Origin of the sequence: Salinimicrobium catena (genome assembly GCF_900102915.1) — a bacterium.
Taxonomy (GTDB): Bacteria; Bacteroidota; Bacteroidia; order Flavobacteriales; family Flavobacteriaceae; genus Salinimicrobium; species Salinimicrobium catena.
On sequence record NZ_FNGG01000001.1, the window covers coordinates 879791 to 896822 of the forward strand.

Annotated in this window: 17 protein-coding genes and 1 tRNA gene; 3 read left to right on the forward strand and 15 right to left on the reverse strand. The window is 41.8% G+C overall.

The annotated features are described in order from the left end of the window. Window positions 1–75: 75 nt before the first annotated feature. The 3 genes from BLS64_RS04075 to BLS64_RS04085 all read left to right on the forward strand — a co-directional run bounded on the left by BLS64_RS04075 (window position 76) and on the right by BLS64_RS04085 (window position 1587). Window positions 76–474, forward strand: coding sequence for a transposase (locus BLS64_RS04075; protein WP_093111984.1), 399 nt, complete (start codon window positions 76–78; stop codon window positions 472–474). An 8-nt stretch (window positions 475–482) separates the two neighbouring features. Continuing rightward, the gene (locus BLS64_RS04080) at window positions 483–1313 is read left to right on the forward strand and encodes an IS3 family transposase (RefSeq protein ID WP_093111986.1); all 831 of its coding nucleotides are present in this window, start codon (window positions 483–485) and stop codon (window positions 1311–1313) included. Window positions 1314–1505: 192 nt separating this feature from the next. Continuing rightward, window positions 1506–1587: transfer RNA gene (locus BLS64_RS04085), tRNA-Leu, on the forward strand. A gap of 175 nt (window positions 1588–1762) precedes the next feature. On the opposite strand, the gene BLS64_RS04090 is transcribed toward BLS64_RS04085, so the two are convergent. The 15 genes from BLS64_RS04090 to BLS64_RS04160 form a co-directional block, all read right to left on the reverse strand. Further along, complete coding sequence (locus BLS64_RS04090) at window positions 1763–2791, reverse strand: sodium:calcium antiporter (RefSeq protein ID WP_093111988.1); 1029 nt, start codon at window positions 2789–2791, stop codon at window positions 1763–1765. Window positions 2792–2804: 13 nt separating this feature from the next. Then, the gene (locus BLS64_RS04095) at window positions 2805–3542 is read right to left on the reverse strand and encodes a ZIP family metal transporter (protein ID WP_093111990.1); all 738 of its coding nucleotides are present in this window, start codon (window positions 3540–3542) and stop codon (window positions 2805–2807) included. A gap of 104 nt (window positions 3543–3646) precedes the next feature. Then, on the reverse strand, window positions 3647–4438 hold the full coding sequence (locus tag BLS64_RS04100) for a cation transporter (protein ID WP_093111992.1): 792 nt from the start codon (window positions 4436–4438) through the stop codon (window positions 3647–3649). A gap of 28 nt (window positions 4439–4466) precedes the next feature. After that, the gene (locus BLS64_RS04105) at window positions 4467–5354 is read right to left on the reverse strand and encodes a cation diffusion facilitator family transporter (RefSeq protein ID WP_093111994.1); all 888 of its coding nucleotides are present in this window, start codon (window positions 5352–5354) and stop codon (window positions 4467–4469) included. Between the two features lie 29 nt (window positions 5355–5383). Beyond that, complete coding sequence (locus BLS64_RS04110; protein ID WP_245693369.1) at window positions 5384–6559, reverse strand: efflux RND transporter periplasmic adaptor subunit; 1176 nt, start codon at window positions 6557–6559, stop codon at window positions 5384–5386. Window positions 6560–6563: 4 nt separating this feature from the next. Continuing rightward, window positions 6564–10910 carry a CusA/CzcA family heavy metal efflux RND transporter gene (locus tag BLS64_RS04115; RefSeq protein ID WP_093111996.1) on the reverse strand — a complete coding sequence of 1449 codons (4347 nt, stop codon included), beginning with the start codon at window positions 10908–10910 and terminating at the stop codon, window positions 6564–6566. Window positions 10911–10990: 80 nt separating this feature from the next. Then, a complete protein-coding gene (locus BLS64_RS15450) occupies window positions 10991–11311 on the reverse strand; it encodes a DUF6660 family protein (protein ID WP_093111998.1) in 321 nt (106 codons plus the stop codon). A 63-nt stretch (window positions 11312–11374) separates the two neighbouring features. Next, the gene (locus BLS64_RS15305; RefSeq protein ID WP_456153880.1) at window positions 11375–11641 is read right to left on the reverse strand and encodes a GDCCVxC domain-containing (seleno)protein; all 267 of its coding nucleotides are present in this window, start codon (window positions 11639–11641) and stop codon (window positions 11375–11377) included. Further along, the gene (locus BLS64_RS04130; RefSeq protein WP_093112003.1) at window positions 11598–12944 is read right to left on the reverse strand and encodes a dihydrolipoyl dehydrogenase family protein; all 1347 of its coding nucleotides are present in this window, start codon (window positions 12942–12944) and stop codon (window positions 11598–11600) included. The genes BLS64_RS15305 and BLS64_RS04130 overlap by 44 nt, the downstream gene beginning before the upstream one ends. Then, window positions 12941–13537: a mercuric transport protein MerTP gene (gene merTP, locus BLS64_RS04135; RefSeq protein ID WP_093112005.1), complete on the reverse strand. Its 597-nt coding sequence runs from the start codon at window positions 13535–13537 to the stop codon at window positions 12941–12943. The genes BLS64_RS04130 and merTP overlap by 4 nt, the downstream gene beginning before the upstream one ends. Next, the gene (locus BLS64_RS04140; RefSeq protein ID WP_093112007.1) at window positions 13534–13902 is read right to left on the reverse strand and encodes an ArsR/SmtB family transcription factor; all 369 of its coding nucleotides are present in this window, start codon (window positions 13900–13902) and stop codon (window positions 13534–13536) included. Before BLS64_RS04140 ends, merTP begins: the two co-directional genes overlap by 4 nt. Window positions 13903–14114: 212 nt before the next feature. Next, window positions 14115–14567 carry a DUF6730 family protein gene (locus BLS64_RS04145; protein WP_093112009.1) on the reverse strand — a complete coding sequence of 151 codons (453 nt, stop codon included), beginning with the start codon at window positions 14565–14567 and terminating at the stop codon, window positions 14115–14117. An 11-nt stretch (window positions 14568–14578) separates the two neighbouring features. Continuing rightward, window positions 14579–15451, reverse strand: a complete 873-nt coding sequence (locus BLS64_RS04150) for a relaxase/mobilization nuclease domain-containing protein (protein ID WP_093112011.1) — start codon at window positions 15449–15451, stop codon at window positions 14579–14581. Next, window positions 15448–15744 carry a mobilization protein MbpA gene (gene mbpA, locus BLS64_RS04155; protein ID WP_093112013.1) on the reverse strand — a complete coding sequence of 99 codons (297 nt, stop codon included), beginning with the start codon at window positions 15742–15744 and terminating at the stop codon, window positions 15448–15450. The genes BLS64_RS04150 and mbpA overlap by 4 nt, the downstream gene beginning before the upstream one ends. A gap of 143 nt (window positions 15745–15887) precedes the next feature. Beyond that, window positions 15888–16751 (reverse strand): toprim domain-containing protein, encoded by an 864-nt coding sequence (locus tag BLS64_RS04160; protein ID WP_093112323.1) that lies wholly within the window; start codon window positions 16749–16751, stop codon window positions 15888–15890. Between the last annotated feature and the right edge of the window lie 281 nt (window positions 16752–17032).

The following is a 17032-nucleotide window of genomic DNA, read 5'->3' on the forward strand; positions in this document are numbered from 1 at the left end:
ATTAGATGTGAGTAGTTAGATATGAGAATTGAGATGTACGTCCCTGATATAGGTTGACCACTAAAATCAACTTATATGAAACCCAATGTTCGATTATTGCGAAAATCCCGTCAGTATTCTGAGGAATTTAAAAAACAAGTTGTTGCTGACTTTGAAAGTGGAGAACTTAGTGTCCGGCAGCTTTCTAAGCTACATGGAATTGCTAACCCAGTCATTTACCGATGGATCTATAAATTTTCTAACTTTAACGAGAAAGGTTTTAGAGTCGTAGAAATGGAAGATAGTAGCGGTAAAAAAATGAAAGAAATGGAAGCCCGGATCAAAGAACTTGAAGCGGCCTTGGGCCGTAAACAGATCCAGGTAGAGTATTTTGAGAAAATGATCGAACTGGCTAAGACTGAGCTTGATATCGATATTAAAAAAAACTACAGCACCCCACAATCAACTGGTTCAGAGAAAATAAAAAAGAAATAAGTTTTTCTATGAACCAGCTCTACGAAAGTATCGGGATCAGCAAACAAGCTGTACATCAATATGCGCAAAGACAAACTGTTTTTGACAATAGGCTAATGCAGTTAATGGAAGAAGCTGATGATCTTCGCAAAGAGCATCCTGGTTGTGGGGTGGAGAAAATGTATAGTATTCTAAAACCAGATTTTATTGGAAGAGATCGTTTTGTAGATACTTTTATGCAACTGGGCTATCGGCTAAAAAGAAAAAAGAATTACAAGCGAACTACTATAGCGGGAAAGATCTACTATCCCAATGCCATTAAAGGAATGGAAATTAATGCTCCTTCAGTGGTATGGCAATCTGATATCACTTATTATAGGGTGGGAGATAGATTTTATTATGCGGTCTTTATTATTGATGTTTACACCAAAAAAATAGTGGGTTATCATGTATCGGACAACATGAGAGGAACAGCTAACATAAAGGCTCTGAAAATGGCTCTCAAAGATAATAAAGCTCCAAAGATCCATCACTCAGACAGAGGAAGCCAGTACACTTATAAATCATATACTGATCTCTTAAAAGCTAATACAACTACTATTAGTGTGGCTCTCAGTGCTCAGGATAATGCCTATGCTGAAAGGATCAATAGAACAATAAAAGAAGAATTTCTGGACCACTGGAAGCCACAAACCTTTAGCCAACTCCAGAGTCAGTTAAACAAGGCAGTGAAGAACTATAACAACAAAAGATCGCATGATCATTTAGAAAAAAGGAATCCTGAAGAGTTTATAAATTATTGGTCAACTCTCAAGCCAGAAGAACGACCTGTAATTACTATTTTTGATAATGAAAATTAATACATAAAACCGGTCAACACTAATTAGGGAAGTGCAAGACGGGGGATTGTACTATTCCCCAAGGGTCAAAATTAGGGATGAAAGAAAAAAATTGGGAACAGGAGAAATTTTTTCAATTTCCTGTTTGCAAATTGAAACTTATAATTATATTTGCATCCGCTTACAACAAGTAAGTGACTTATTGAAAAGCAAGCGGGCGTGGTGGAATTGGTAGACACGCTAGACTTAGGATCTAGTGCCTTACGGTGTGGGAGTTCGAGTCTCCCCGCCCGCACAGACTGAGAAAGCCGACTTTAACGAGTCGGCTTTTTTATTTGGGGTAACACCGGGGTAACACTTTGAAGGGGGGTCAAGAATTTTTCTGCTGAGGTAAAGGATAGTCCTCAGATTATTTCTATTCTGTTGTTCAACAAGTCAGACTTAGAGAATTTTCTAGTAGTAGTTTAAAATTAGCTGCTAAATGTACTACTGAGAATATTTAATACCCCAAAGAGCACAACCGCAATATAAACCAGCAGAACACTTCCAAGGGTAACGACCTGCCACCGTTTAAAACCATGTCCGCTTTTCCTGCTGCCCATATGAATGAAAGCAGCATAAAGAATACCAACCAATCCTACAAAGCTCAAGACGGTCACGAATAAGGGGAAGTTGCTTACAGGCAGGCCAACTAAGGCCAAAGGGAAAAATGCTACTGTCAGGGTAACGGCATGATCTCCTATGACGCTGGTGACACCGGAAGTTATCTGACCACTTTTAGCTACACTCCAGGTAGCAAAAACTTCGGGCAATGCAGCCATTGGAGCTGTAATAAATAAACCACCCACTATTTGTGATAATCCAAAGGAGGAAACCAGGTTTTCTGTAGCACGAACTGTGAAAAAGGCGCCTAAACCTAAAGCAACCAGACCTGCTACCGCCAACCAGATCTCCTTTTTCTTCCATTCCACTTTTTCGCTTTCTTTTTTTCCTCTAAGGAGGGCCTGAGCAAGAAAAATGATATACATTCCCAACATTATCCAGCCATCCACGGGCTGTAACCCTCTCCAGGCAGAAGGAACAGTTAGTATAGCTACTACTGCTACAATTACCAAGTACGGTAAAGCCTGGACCGTTACGGCCGTGGGATCTACTTTTAGCAGGTGCTCCTTCTTGTGCTCCTGGTGTCCTTCATCTTTGTTCTTATTTTTTAGATGCCTGGTCGCAATGTAAGCTGTTATGACCATTAAAGGAATAGCAATAACATTAGATCCAAACATGGTCCCCAGACCAATATCTCCCACGCCGGTTACTGCACTGGTGATATTAATTCCTATTTCAGGACTCGCTGCTGCCAAACCAATTAAGGCACCACCGGCAGCTACCGAAAAACCCCATTGTTTTCTTAACTTTTTCAAAGGTTTTGACAAGTGCTCCGCACCCCAGTGAGCTGCCCAGACAGCTGCAATCAGAACCAAAGCCCATAACCAGGTATTCATAATTTATTCTTTTTTAGCCTTCTAAATAAACGGTTAGCAATGCGAACAGGGAAAAACCGGCGGTTAAAAGAACGGAAGCATAGACAGGATCGGGTTTGCCATGAGCTTCTGTTAAAATTTCTTCGATGGCGACGCTGAGCAGGATACCGGCGGTAAATGCCAGCAGACTGAATTTGATCAAATCACCACTGTTGCGCATTGTCCAAAAACCAATTGTAGCGCCGAGGAGAATAGGAATTGTAAAACCGGCTGCAAGTAAGTAGCGCATTTTTTTAGGCACTCCCTTGCTCTTGAAGGTGGCAATTGTGGCAAAACCTTCCGGGATATCTGCAGGAACTTGTCCCAGGGCGAGAAGGAGCCCTAAAGACACTGATACAGTAGAGCCTGTGCCTATCATAATGCCATCGCTAAAAAGATCAATGGCGACTCCCAAATAAATTCCCCAGGCAGATCCGGTTGCCTTGCCTTCACCTCCGAACCGATCTTTAATGAAATGAACCGCTTTTTCCAAAAGAAGAAAAGTGAAGCCTCCTCCCATAAAAGCTGCAATGGGGATCCAAGGTTGCTCTACTTCAAGAGCAGTAGGCATTAATTCCAAACCTACAACAGCGAGTATTATACCTGCAGCGAAGTGAAGCGCCAAATTCAAGGTTTTATCGGAAACATTGATCCACTCTGCCAACAAACCGCCTGAAAAGTTCCCCAAAGCAGGCATAGCAGCAAGTAATAAAACCATTAAGAATTCGCTCATTTTCAGTACAAAAAGAGGGTTTCGTACTCTAAATTAATCATTTACATCCTGCTCCCTCTTAAACTTCTGTTATAATGCTCCTCTGATTCCTGAACCAAATCACTCTACTTTGACAGGTTCAAAATTCTAAGAGCGCCTCGCATTACAAACGAAAAAACAATACCTCCAATTATCAGGTCGGGCCATTTGCTGTCGAGGAAATATACAAGAACTCCGGCCAGTATTACTCCGCCGTTAACAATGATGTCATTGGAAGTGAAAATGGCACTGGCTTGCATGTGAGCTTCATCGCTTTTGGCTTTGTTAATGAGCCAAAGGGAGATCAGATTTCCGGCGAGGGCAAAAATGGAAACAAATATCATCCACTCGAACAGAGGCATATCGGTACTTGAAAAAAATCTTCTCAATACCTCTGCAAATCCCACCAAAGCCAGTCCCATTTGTAGATAACCACTTATTCCTGCTATTCTCTTTTTTCTTCCTATAGATGTTCCCACAGCGAACAGACTTAGCGCATAAACAAAGGCGTCTGCAAGCATGTCCAGAGAATCGGCAATAAGACCCATCGAGTTTGAAATTAATCCGGTGGTCATTTCCAGAAGAAAGAACCCGAAGTTGATTCCGAGTACCCACCACAAAATTTTCTTTTGATGCGAATCATCTGAGGGCAAAGGCAAGACAGCTTCAGTTGTTTCCTCAAGTCTGTCATTTAAACCTAATTGGCTAATGGCGCGGTGGATTTCATCCCCATTCCCTGTATGATATACTTCGAGTTTTCTCCGATTAATATCGAATTCCAGATGCTTTACCTGATCAACCGGGTCAAGTTTCATTCTTATCATCTGTTCCTCGGAAGGACAGTCCATCTTCTGGATAGTGAAAATACTTTTGTTCATACTTACGTCAAGCTTTAGTAAATTAGTTTTAGTGACTCTTCAGCATCGGGCATTTTTCCTTATCGAGTTCTAACTGAAACGTATGATGGCTGAAATCCCACTCTTCCACAGATTCTATAGCCCTCTGCCGCACGTCATCTATTTGATCGAAGTGGCTGATCTTTTCCAGGACCAGGTGAGCCGTTAGCACATGGTGTTCCCCGTCCAGGGACCAGACGTGCATATGATGAATAGAACTAACGTGATTAACCTGCTGTAGCTGCCGTTTAACTTCCTGCATATCTAATCCTGCCGGAACTCCCTGGAGGAGCAAATGAAGAGTGTCTTTGAGTCTTCCGCCGACTCCCCATAGGATGTAAAGCGTAATGCCCAGAGAAAGGATTGGGTCCAGAATGTACCAGTCTTTAAACTGCAGAATGATCGCCACAATAAGAACAGCGACCCATCCCAATACATCTTCCAGAAGATGCCAGCTCACAACCTTATCATTTAAAGATTTTCCTCCACTTACGCGCCAGGCGGCATAACCATTTGCCAAAACTCCAAGAATTGCGAAACCGATCATGTACTTTGAGTCAACAGCTTCCGGGTCTTGAAACCGGGAGATCGCTTCGTAAATAATATAAATGGAACCTGCTACAAGAACTACAGAATTAATTAAAGCACCCAAAAGTCTGAAGCGGGCATACCCGAAGCTGAATTCGTCTGTAGCCCCCTTTTTATTAGCCTTACCTTCTATGTACCACGCGAGCCCGAGTGACAAACTATCGCCCAGGTCATGCAAGGCATCAGAAATGATCGCGACGCTATTGGTAAGAAATCCTCCAATGATCTCTATAATGGTAAACCCAACATTTATAAAAAATGCCAGCTTAAGATTCTTTCCAGAACTTTCGTGAGAATGATCGTGACCCATATCTGTTGTTTCTTCTAAATTACTTAAAATTAATGGCTGTGTCCACCTTCGCCTTTCTGCATCTCCGCCATTAGATAGTAGGCATTGTTATAGGCAAATCTGGTATCTTCCGGCAGGTCTTTTAATAGCTTTACTTCAACCCATTCACCTCCATTTGTACCGGTAATAACCTCTATAGGTCTAAAGCTCCATGCATCTCCTTCCTCTTCTGCCGTAAAAGCATAAAATTTACCCCCTTCTCTAACTATGGCAGATTCGGGTAGTGCTGTTGTTCGTTGATTATCAACCGCAATTCGCCCTCTCACGTACATTCCCGGCACAAGATTTTCGGGCCTGTCGATAATTTCCGCATGTACATGAACGGCTTTAGGGTCCTGTTCAAAATTCTTGCTTACAGAAATGATTTCCGCAGTTAGTTCAGTTCCCGGTAATGATTCGATCGTGAAATATACTTTTTGTCCTTTTTCTACTTTGGCAACATCTTTCTCAAAGACCATGAGATCCACGTGAACATCTTTCGTATTGATGAGCTCGAACATTTCAGACTGCGCCTGTACAAATTGACCTGTTTTGATATTGACCGATTGTACAGCGCCATCTATAGGGCTTCTTACCGGAATCCTTTGCTGAATATTTCCATTTCGAATAGTTTCAGGATTAATATTTAGTTGTTGCAGTTGAGCTTTAAGCCCTGCAACCTGTCCTTTAAGACTTTCCAGTTCTGCCTCGGCACGCTGAAAGATTTGCCCGGAACCCACTCCGGCTTCGTACAATTTTTTTTGTCTTTGGAACTCTTTTTCCTGATAATTCAGACTGTTTAAGGCATTCATATATTGCGTTTGTACTTCGATGATCTCCGGGTGTTCGATATATGCCAATACATCTCCACGCTGCACTTCATCTCCTTCGATCACTACTATTGACGATACGTTACCTCCAATAACGGGAGTAACTGTAGCTTCACTTTGAGGAGGGACTTCCAGCTCTCCATTTGCCTGGACATAGCCGCTCATTAACCTGGTTGTAAGGCTGTCAATTTTCATATCAAGTACATCGAACTGCTGCTGTGAAAGCATAGCTTCCTTGACGGCTTCTGTTTTAGCAGGTTCACCGGCTTCTTCTTTCTGATTCCCCTCTTTTTTGCCATTTTCCCCGCAAGACAATAGAAGGAGAAACGGAAGCATATATATTGTTTGAAATTTCATTTTTTTAGTTTTTTCCTGTTAGGTAAAATTGTAATTCTGCAAGGGCTATTTGGTAATTCTCAAAAGCTTCGAGCGCTTTAATTTCTGACTCCATTGCATTGTCTAAATTTTGGATAAAGGCCACATATTCAATGGCACCTTCGTTAAAGGCGAGTAATGATCCCTCCCGTTGTTCTTCCAATAACGGCAAAACTTCATCCTTGTAAAAAAGCCAGGAAGATTTCCATCGTTTATAGTTGCTCAAGGCAATTTCAAAATCTGTTCTTACCTGGTCTTTCTGAAAGTCGGCAGCTCTTTGTGCAATTTCCTTTTCTATTTTTGCCGCTTTAGCTTCACCGTGGGCAGCTCCGGAAAGAATTGGAATAGATATTCCGGCCTGATAATTATAAAAACCGGTTGCTCCATTCACTTTTTGAAGTCCGTACTGAACACTGAAATCCGGAAGAAAATTAGCCTTTTCTGCGGAATAAGCAGCTTCTGCCACCGCGACCTTCTTTTCAGAAACTTCCAGAAGAGGATGATCCTCAGGTAATTCTCCGGTAAAGAAAATTTCATCCTCCCGAATACCTTGAAAATCATCCGGTACATCATAGACTTCCTCATCTCCCAGCCAAAGATTCAGTTTTTGAACGGCTGTTAGGTAGTCCATCTCGGCCTGTTGTAAATCAATCGAAATTTGGCTGATCTTATTTTTGGCTGTCAGCATTTCCAATCTCGAAATGGCCTCGACCTCGTACCTCAGACTAACTGCCAGTTCTAATTTTTGGTACAGGGAATCCAGTTCCTGAAATAACAGATACTGTTGTTTTGCGGAAAAGGCACGACTCCATGCTATTTTCACCTCCTGTGCCACCTGAAGTTGAGACAGATCATAAGCTTCTTCGGCAAGTGCGATCCTTTTATTATAGAGTTTGTTTTTAGAAGGTATTCCTAACAAGTCAATCCCTTTCTGTTGAACACCAACAGTCGTGTATATTCCACCTGCTTCTCCAAGCTCTTCTCCACCCGTAAATACTTCGGTTTCCCCAAGATCCCATGCAGATCTTTTCATTGCCTGCTCCTGGTGAATTCTCAACTTTTCATTTTTCAGAAGTGGGTAATTCTGAAGAGCCAAGGCAACGGCTTCCTCCTGAGTTACCTGCGGAGACAATTCAGTTGTCTGAGCATTCAAACCGGCAGGTAAAAGGATTAGAGCAAGAATCACCGCAAAAGATCCACCTGTTGCAGGTTTGAATTTCATTCTGCCCGACCTCGATTCGACCCATTTATACAGAATAGGCAGAATGAATAAAGTGAGCAGGGTAGAAGTAATCAAGCCCCCTATAACTACGGTTGCCAGAGGCCGTTGCACTTCTGCTCCTGCCGAGCTCGATATAGCCATAGGCAGGAATCCAAGAACGTCGGTAAGAGCTGTTAACAAAATGGGACGGATTCTGCTTCTTGTCCCAAGACTGATCCTTTCATTTAGATTTTTCACACCTTCTTCTTTTAATTCATTGAAACTGCTAATAAGTACAAGACCATTTAAAACCGCCACTCCAAACAAGACAATGAAGCCAACCCCGGCAGAAATGCTGAAGGGCATATCCCGCAGCCATAAAGAAAATATCCCACCAATAGCGGCAAGTGGAATGGCTATGTAGATCATGGTGGTTTGCTTAAAGGATTTGAGGGCAAAATAGATCAGGATAAAAATTAAGAGCAGGGCAATGGGAACTACAATTTGTAATCTCTTACTTGCTCTTTCAAAATTTTCAAAAGCTCCGCCGTAGCGAATGTAGTAGCCGGGCGGTAGGTCAAATTCAGCATCCAGTTTGGTCTGTATATCTTCCACCACAGACTTTACGTCACGATTCCTGATGTTTACTCCCACATAGGTACGACGGTTGGTATTATCTCTACTGATCTGCATCGGGCCGGGCTGATAACTTATATCAGCTACTTCTTTCAGCGGGATCTGGCTACCTGAAGGCAGGGTTACGTATAGATTCCTGATATTCTCAATACTTGTTCTTTCTTCTTCCTGTAATCGCACCACCAGGTCGAACCGTCTTTCTCCTTCAAAAATAACTCCTGCATCTCCGCCTGCAAAAGCCGATTGGATTAGGGAATTCAGCTCCTTGATCTGTAAACCATATTGGGCAGTTTTATTCCTGTTATAGTTGACCGTGATTTGCGGTAATCCTGCCGTGGCCTCTACTTTCATATCGGCAACCCCTTCTACAGTAGAAATGATATTGCCCATCTCCTGCGCCTTGCTTGCCAGAACCTCCAGATCTTCACCATAAAGTTTGACTGCAACATCTTCTCGAACACCTGTAAGAAGTTCATTGAACCGCATTTCTACTGGCTGGGTAAATTCATAGCTAACGCCGGGAATAATGCCGATGGTTTCTTTAATTTTTGAAATAAGTTCATCCTTAGAATCGGCAGAAGTCCATTCATCTTTATCCTTTAAAATAATAAAGCTGTCTCCAATGTCCATAGGCATAGGATCTGTTGGGACATCAGAAACCCCAAAACGGGTGACGATCTGTTCTATTTCCGGATACTCGTCCAGAAGAAGCTGTTCTATTGTTGTGGAGGTTGCAATTCCCTCGTCAAGCGAACTTCCCGGTTTCAGGATAATATGAAAAGCTATGTCCCCTTCGTCGAGCTGCGGAATAAATTCCCCTCCCATTTTGGTAAACATGAAAGCTGCCAAAGCGAATAGAGCTATAGCGGAGCCGAGTACAATTTTTCCTCTTTTTAAGGATTTGTTTAATAGAGGCTCATATTTATTCTGAACCCAACCTACAAATTTATCACCATAGGATCTCTTCCGCTTTTTACTTTCCTTAAGAAAGAGAGCAGAGATCATAGGCACGTATGTCAAGCACAAGATCATTGCACCCAGCATGGCGAAAATGAAGGTAAGTGCCATTGGCTTGAACATTTTTCCTTCAACCCCTTCCAGGGCAAGAATGGGAAGAAAAACGATGAGAATTATAAGCTGCCCAAAAAAGGCAGAATTCATCATCTTTTTTGCTGAAGAGGAGGCTATGCTATTTCTCTCAGTCTTGTTTAATTCTCCTCGTTTCTTCATGCGTTGATGAATAGTAAAAACGGTACTTTCCACAATAATAACGGCTCCGTCTACTATGATCCCAAAATCAATTGCTCCGAGACTCATCAGGTTTGCCCAGACGTCGAAAAGGTTCATAAGAATGAAAGCAAACAGGAGGGAGAGCGGAATGGTGGAGGCGACTATTAATCCTCCCCGCCAGTTCCCCAGGAGCAGCACCAGGACAAAGATCACGATCAGTCCTCCTTCGAGCAGGTTTTTTGTAACTGTGGAAGTGGTGTCACTAATAAGTTCACTTCTATCCAAAAATGGCTTTATGGAAACACCTTCAGGAAGGGATTTCTGAATCTGTTCGATCCTGTCTTTTACATTGTCGATTACTTCATTGGAATTGGCTCCTTTCAGCATCATGACCATTCCACCAACGGCTTCTCCCTGTCCATTTTTTGTCAGTGCTCCATAACGTACGGCACTTCCTATTCGAACATCAGCAACATCGGCAACTGTTATAGGTACTCCGCCGGAAGTGGTGACGACAATCTTTTCCAGATCCTCCACACTTCGTGCAAGTCCTTCGCCCCGTATGAAGTTTGCCTGATGGTTCTTTTCGATATAAGCCCCACCGGTATTCTGATTGTTATTTTCAAGGGCGGTAAAAACATCAGAAATGGAAAGTCCAATGGCTTTTAGTTCGTCCGGATCTACAGCAACTTCATATTGCTTGATCATTCCGCCAACACCGTTCACTTCTACAACTCCCGGTACCATTGCCATTTGTCGGCGAACAATCCAATCCTGAATTGTTCTCAGCTCAGTAGGGGAGTAGTCATCCTTGAATTCCTCTTCTACTTCGAGGGTGTATTGATAAATTTCCCCGAGACCGGTAGAAATAGGTCCCATAGAAGGTTGTCCGAAACCTTCGGGAATTTCATCTTTTACGGCATTCAGTTTTTCACCTACCAACTGCCTGGGGAGGTAAGTACCCATATCGTCTTCAAAGACAATAGTTACTACGGAAAGTCCGAACCTGGATACCGAGCGAATCTCTGTAACACCGGGCAAATTGCTCATGGCAATTTCCACGGGGTAGGTGACGAACTGCTCGATGTCTTCAGTTCCTAAATTGGGTGCCTGGGTGATCACCTGCACCTGGTTATTCGTGATGTCCGGTTGGGCATCTACCGGCACCTGGAAAACGCTCCAGATCCCTGCACCAATGAGCACCACTGTTAAGAGACCAATAATAAATTTATTATTGATCGAAAAATCAATGATCTTATTAATCATACATGATAATTTAATTCAGTTTGTAATAAAATACCTGGCCGCGGCCAGTGACAACAGGATATAGCTATCCTAAAACTGAATTAAACACGGGGAGGCTGGAAGTGAGAAAAGGCAATTTCTTTGCCCGGGCTCTCGCCAAATAAAGGTGTCAAAAAAGGCATTTTTGGCTCAAATGCTTCGAAGCTACTTGTTTCAAATCTCACCACATGCACATGGCAGCAGTGACACTGACAAAAAGGAGGACAGTCATCTGAAGTTCCATTCTGGTCCCCTTGCTGATCCTGATCTACTTCCAAACTCACAGAGATAGTATCCTGATTTTCGGACACAGCTGTGTCATCACAGGGAATAAAGTTTAACCCCAGGAAATAGATAGATAGTATGACTGCGATGAATTTCACTTTGCAAAGGTAAAAAAAGAACTTAGAAGGAAAGCTTATAGAATTTCTAATTGGTTATAATTTTCATTTGCCACAACATGACTGCGCCTGTTGAATTGGTGGACACGGTACAGAGCCGTAACTGCAAAAAACACAGCAATCACCTTCCAATGGCTTTACTACGGTTCCACAGCTGGCGCATTCGTGAAAAAATTGGCATGCATCTGTAGGCATGGTTTCTTCCTTGGATACATTGCAGTTCGGGCAAGTGAGAATAGACTTTAAAATTGTCTCCATATCGGATTTTTTATAACATTGATGTGATATCCGAACCCATTGTGGGGTACGCATAAATCATTTTCTTTAAATCTTGTACTGGTATCGATTTGTAAATAGCAAGAGAGAAAAAATTAATTGTTTCCTCAACTCCCGGACCAATTAAATGTGCACCTACTAAAGTTCCACTCTCGGTGTCTATGATGGTCTTAAATGCATATTCTTCGGTGTTTAATCGCTTCGCATTAAACCATTCCGGGACCGCTTTGCTATTTACTTTTACATTCATTCCGGTCTTTTTGGCGTTCTCTTCTGTTAATCCTACTGAAGCCATAGGCGGTAAGGTGAAGACCACTGAGGGCATAGGTGGATACTTTGCCTTTCTGCTATTTCCTTTTATAATATTGGAAGCAATAATATGACCTTCATAAACGGCTACTGGTGTTAACGGAAGTCCATTGCTGTCGGCAGCGTCTCCGGCAGCATACACGTTGGGATTTGCAGTGCTCTGTAAAAACTCATTGACCTCAATACCCCTTTTGTTTGAAGCAACAGATCCAGCCTTAAGATCCAGATCATTGATATGGGGTACTCTTCCAGCACTGTTAAAAACCGCTGCAGCCGTAAATTCTACTTCAGAACCATTTTTTTCACCAACAACAGTAAAACCTTTTGTTCCTTTTTTGATTCCAGTTACGTTTGTTTCGAGCACTAATCGTATGCCCAGCTTCTGTGTTGCTTCGGACAAATGCTGAACTATATCCTTGTCAAAATTTTCTAAAGGTCTGGTTCCCCGGTGTATTATGGTAACTTCAGCCCCACATCTCCTGGCGATATGTGCAAATTCAAAGGCAATATAACCGCCGCCTATAAATATCATGGACTTTGGCAGCTCCTTCAGGTTGAGAAAATCTGTACTGGTTAAGGCGTAATTACCTCCTTCAAAAGTTAATTTACGTGGTCTGGCTCCTGTGGCAATAACAATTTTATCTCCTTTTAAAACTTGCGATTTAATTTCAACGGAATCATTGCTAATAAAGCGAGCAGCACCGTGATAAGTGTCGATATCATTGTGTTTGTATCCCTTTTCGATTTTCCCAGGCATGGCATCTACGAATTCTTGCTTAAAAGCCATGACGTCTTTCCAGTTTACTTCAGGAACAGTATCAATACCTTTTCCCGCCAATCGTTGAGCGAAGTCTCTCACTTCGGTAGCACCAATGATTATTTTTTTTGGGTCACATCCTCGAAGCGCACAAGTTCCTCCATAGGGTAGTTCATCTGTTACAGCGACTTTTAATCCTTTGGATGCACATTTATTAGCAACTGTCATACCGGACATGCCCGAACCTATTACTATAAGGTCATAATGCTTCATTCCTCTCGATTTTCTGATACTTTATATCCTGTACGCTCAATAGCTGTTTTTACTTCTTCAACGTTTGTGCGTGTACTATCGAATTCAACAACCGTATTACCTTCTTCGTAAGAAACCTTGCAGGAGACAATACCGTTTAGCTTGTTAACTTCAGATTTTACATGACCCTCACAGCCTGCGCAGGTCATACCACTCACAGAGAATTCCACCGTTTGAATATTTTTTTCCTGAACAAAAACCACTTCTTTTTCATCAGAAGGATAAAAAGCTTCAGCATAATAAGGAAAAGCCAGGCTCAGAATAACAAAAACAGTCACTCCACTCAAGAATTTACGGGATTGGAAAAAGGAAGATCGGGAATTGCTTTCACAGCCGCAGTCATCATCTGTAGTCTTCAGGTTCAAATACCAGGCGAATCCCAAAGCAACTATTGAAACTGCTACAAGTGGCCATCTAAAAGGCTCCAGCCATGCAAAAGCTCCTGCCATGCTTCCTGTTCCTGCTGCTATAGCAAGTATGGGAGCAATACAACAAAGGGAACTGGCAATACCAGTTAAAATACCTACTCCAAGAAAGCCGTTTTTTGTCTTCATATAGCTTCAGGTTGATGTTTTATTAAATTGAAAAAGGGAGCAAGGAGTTCCCGATGGTCATTCCGAAGAGAATAAAAGATGGTCTGACCTTCTTTTTCCGATTTCACAAAATCTCTATCCTTCAATTTACGCAAGTGTTGCGAAACTGCCGGAATGGTCATGTTCAGGATGTCACTTAGGTCACACACACATAATCTTTCTTCTGTCTGCAGGACAAAAAGAATCTTCAATCTGGTGGCGTTACTAACTAATGAGAGCTTATCGGTTAAGGTATCCACTGCCTCTTCGACTTCTGATATTCGCGTTATACATCTCCTTATTTGATCTACGTCGGCCTCTTTACGTATACAGTTCGTTTCTTTCATAATCAAATATAAATAAATTATTTAAGCAAAGACTTAAATTAATGTAGAAAATGACCCACCAGCTGGGAGAAGCGAAACAAAAATTCCATTCCTGGGGATTTTTGAATTATTCAATCGCCCCAAATCTACCATAACTTACCTTGCGCCGGATCCTGTGCTGTTTTTATAGCGTACGGGAAGTTAAGCGTAAAATAAAAACAGCATAGGGCGCATCATGGTGAGTTCTGGTTATGGAGCCATTTTTCATAATCAGCTTTTATTTTAGGTTTTTCCTCAAGATAATTGTTGAAAATACCACTCTCTCCTTTTGTGATTGAATAGCTACTATCTTCTCCCTTTTCCGATTCTACAACTAGAAAGGTGAGATACCCGATCAAAGTCACTAGCAGGATTAGTAAACTTCCAAACAGAATTCCCAGGCTCTTGGGGAGTAGGTAAGCCTTCTTTAATTTCTGGTCAATGGTCTTAAATGCTTCTGCAGTCAGGGCCTCTCGTTTCTCTTGCTTCTGAAAGAAAAAATTCAATTGTTTCTCCAGTACTTCAGTAGTAATAGGAATACTTCTATTGTGAAGCTCATTCGACAACTTCTGCAACTGTAGTAGACCTTTTTTGAACTCATCCATTTCATCTGTCATGAGCTCCATGATTTCATCTAGCTTCTTCATATTAATATGTTTTAAAATCCTGCCCCCATTCCGGTGTCCAGGGCTCTTCTAATAGTTTGTTTTATAATGTCTTTAGCTATTTTGTTTATGATCCCGGTAGAAAGTTGTACCGTGTGATCCAGTACCTTTATATTTTGTGGCGCCTCCTTTAATCTGGTGTATTTGTTGTTTTGAGAGAGGGCTAAAATGATCTTGTTACTACTCATCGAACGATGGATCTGGCTTCCTTTAAGATTAAATCCTTTGTATTCAAAACGGAAACCCTGTAATTGATTTGCCTTGTTGATACTGGGCAGGACCTTCACCTGCTGCTCTTTCATTTTCTTCATGTATTCATCTAAGGACTTTGGTTTTGTCTGAAGAACCTTCTCATGGATATGTTGTACCTCCTTGCGTAAGTGCTTTAATTGCGCCAGCTTTTCCTGTTGGACCTCCCTTGCTCTTGACATCTTCATCTGTTGGGCTACTTTGTCTGCAGCCGCCTGGCTCCGTTTTCCAATAAAACTGTCTTTGTAGAGTTCCCCGTTTAAAGCGATGCGGTTAGTGTAGAGATGAATATGCAGGTGTTGCTTATCTCGATGAACAAACCCTATTGACTGATGGTTTTGCAGGTTCATTTCCTTAATAAATCTGGACGTTATTTCATATAGCTTTTTGCCACTTAGATCCTGCCCATCTTTTATAGTGGGACTCAACACAAAACTCAGGGTATTATTCTTACAGCGTTCGTTCTGAGATTGAATGATCCTGAACTCCTCAGTGATCTCACCAGGAGTATCTCCTGCCAAATGTTCTTTAAAGATTACTTCAGCCTGCTTCTCCTGATTCCATCCATAATTCATGGAGGCCAGGGTATGGGAGATGGATTTACCTTTGCCGATCATTTCTGAAAGTTTTGAAGGTGAGTTCTAATTTTTTCTGCAAGAGCCATAACCTCCTGAGCTAATTTGGGATCTCTTTTGTTGAACATATTCCCAATGCGAACAAAGTTGTTCTTGTATTGGACCAGCATTTTGTAGTAGTCCAGTTGTTCAGGTGTCAATCTTTCGGTCACTCCTTTTCCAAAGGCAGTAGATCTGATGTACTCTGAAAGGGAAATTCCTGCCCTGGCCGCTCTTTTTTTGAGTAGCTTTTTCTCGTAGATCGAGCATCGGATCTGGATGAATTCTCGTTTCATAAAAGTTTTGCGACCATCGGGAGTAAAAGCAAGATGTCATGACAATGACACATCTTGAATTGCTCCTCAAAAAATTAAAATACTTCCATCTCAATATTTGCTTTTTCAGCAGTTAAATAGTTTTTATTTCAGGATAAGAGCTGTCAGTTGTTCATCTGGATCAGCTTCTTATTAAGGTCTTTGTAGCCTTTGTAAAAGTCACTTCCATCTCTGCAATTGGAATAGTTCGACAAAAGTCTTTCAGTGGCCTCTCTTCCTGAAGGATCGTGGTCCAGGTACAAAGTGACAGTCTTGTACTCTTTAAAAAGTGCTGAAACTTCAGATAAGAAGGAAAGAGAATTCAGAATCACCAGGTCTGAAGTTTGTACTTCTTCCGGAGATATAGTGGCCAGGGATAAAAGGTCGAACATTCCTTCCAGAACAATCAGTCTTTCTTTTCCACTTTTGATCAGGGAGTAACTCTTGGGAGCTGTAGAGGTTTTACAATACAAATTCCGAAGCTCCCATCCCCCAAGGTCATTTTGAAGGCCCAAAGCATAGTACTCTTTTCCGTTGCATTCATACCAGACTTCCCTACAGTAGGATCTTGCCACCTCGATTGGAATGCACCTGGATTTCAGGTATTTTTCCAAAGAAGGATTTAGAATGGAATGGACCTCCAGGACTTTGTTTTTTGATCTCCGCTTTTGTTTCTGATTATTTGGTTCTGATTGAGGCGAACTAATAATCGGTAAACCATCTGATAAATAAGCTAAAGCTTCAGATACGGAACATTCCAGTATCAGGCATACCAGGTCAACTACATTGCCTCCTTTTCCAATTCCGAAGTCATACCACCTGTTGAGTTTGGAAGAGACTTTAAAAGAGACCTGCGTTTCTGACCGCAGGGGACTCAGAAACCAGGCTTCTTTTTCCGATTTTCGACTGGGAAAGTACCCTAGCTTTGCCAGCGTGCTAACGATGCAAATGCTACGGGCTCTTTCACAGTTCATTCTTTTTGTTTTCATCAGCATTTTATTTACTTCACTTTGTGGTTATTTAGCAACTGTCCTTTTCTACCCTTTTCTGTCATCATTTTTATTTTTGATGACCTTTTGATGACAAAATGATGACAGCCGGAACCCTTGCTATTACTGGTCTTATCTTATTCTGTCATCAATTCATCAAAAAATAGAAGTATTTCAAAGTTTTTCCTTCAAAAGCAGCCTTCATTTTGATGAAACGATGACAGCGCATGGGAACCCTCGTGAATACTGGGCTCACCTTGTCATCGTTTTGTCATCGTTTC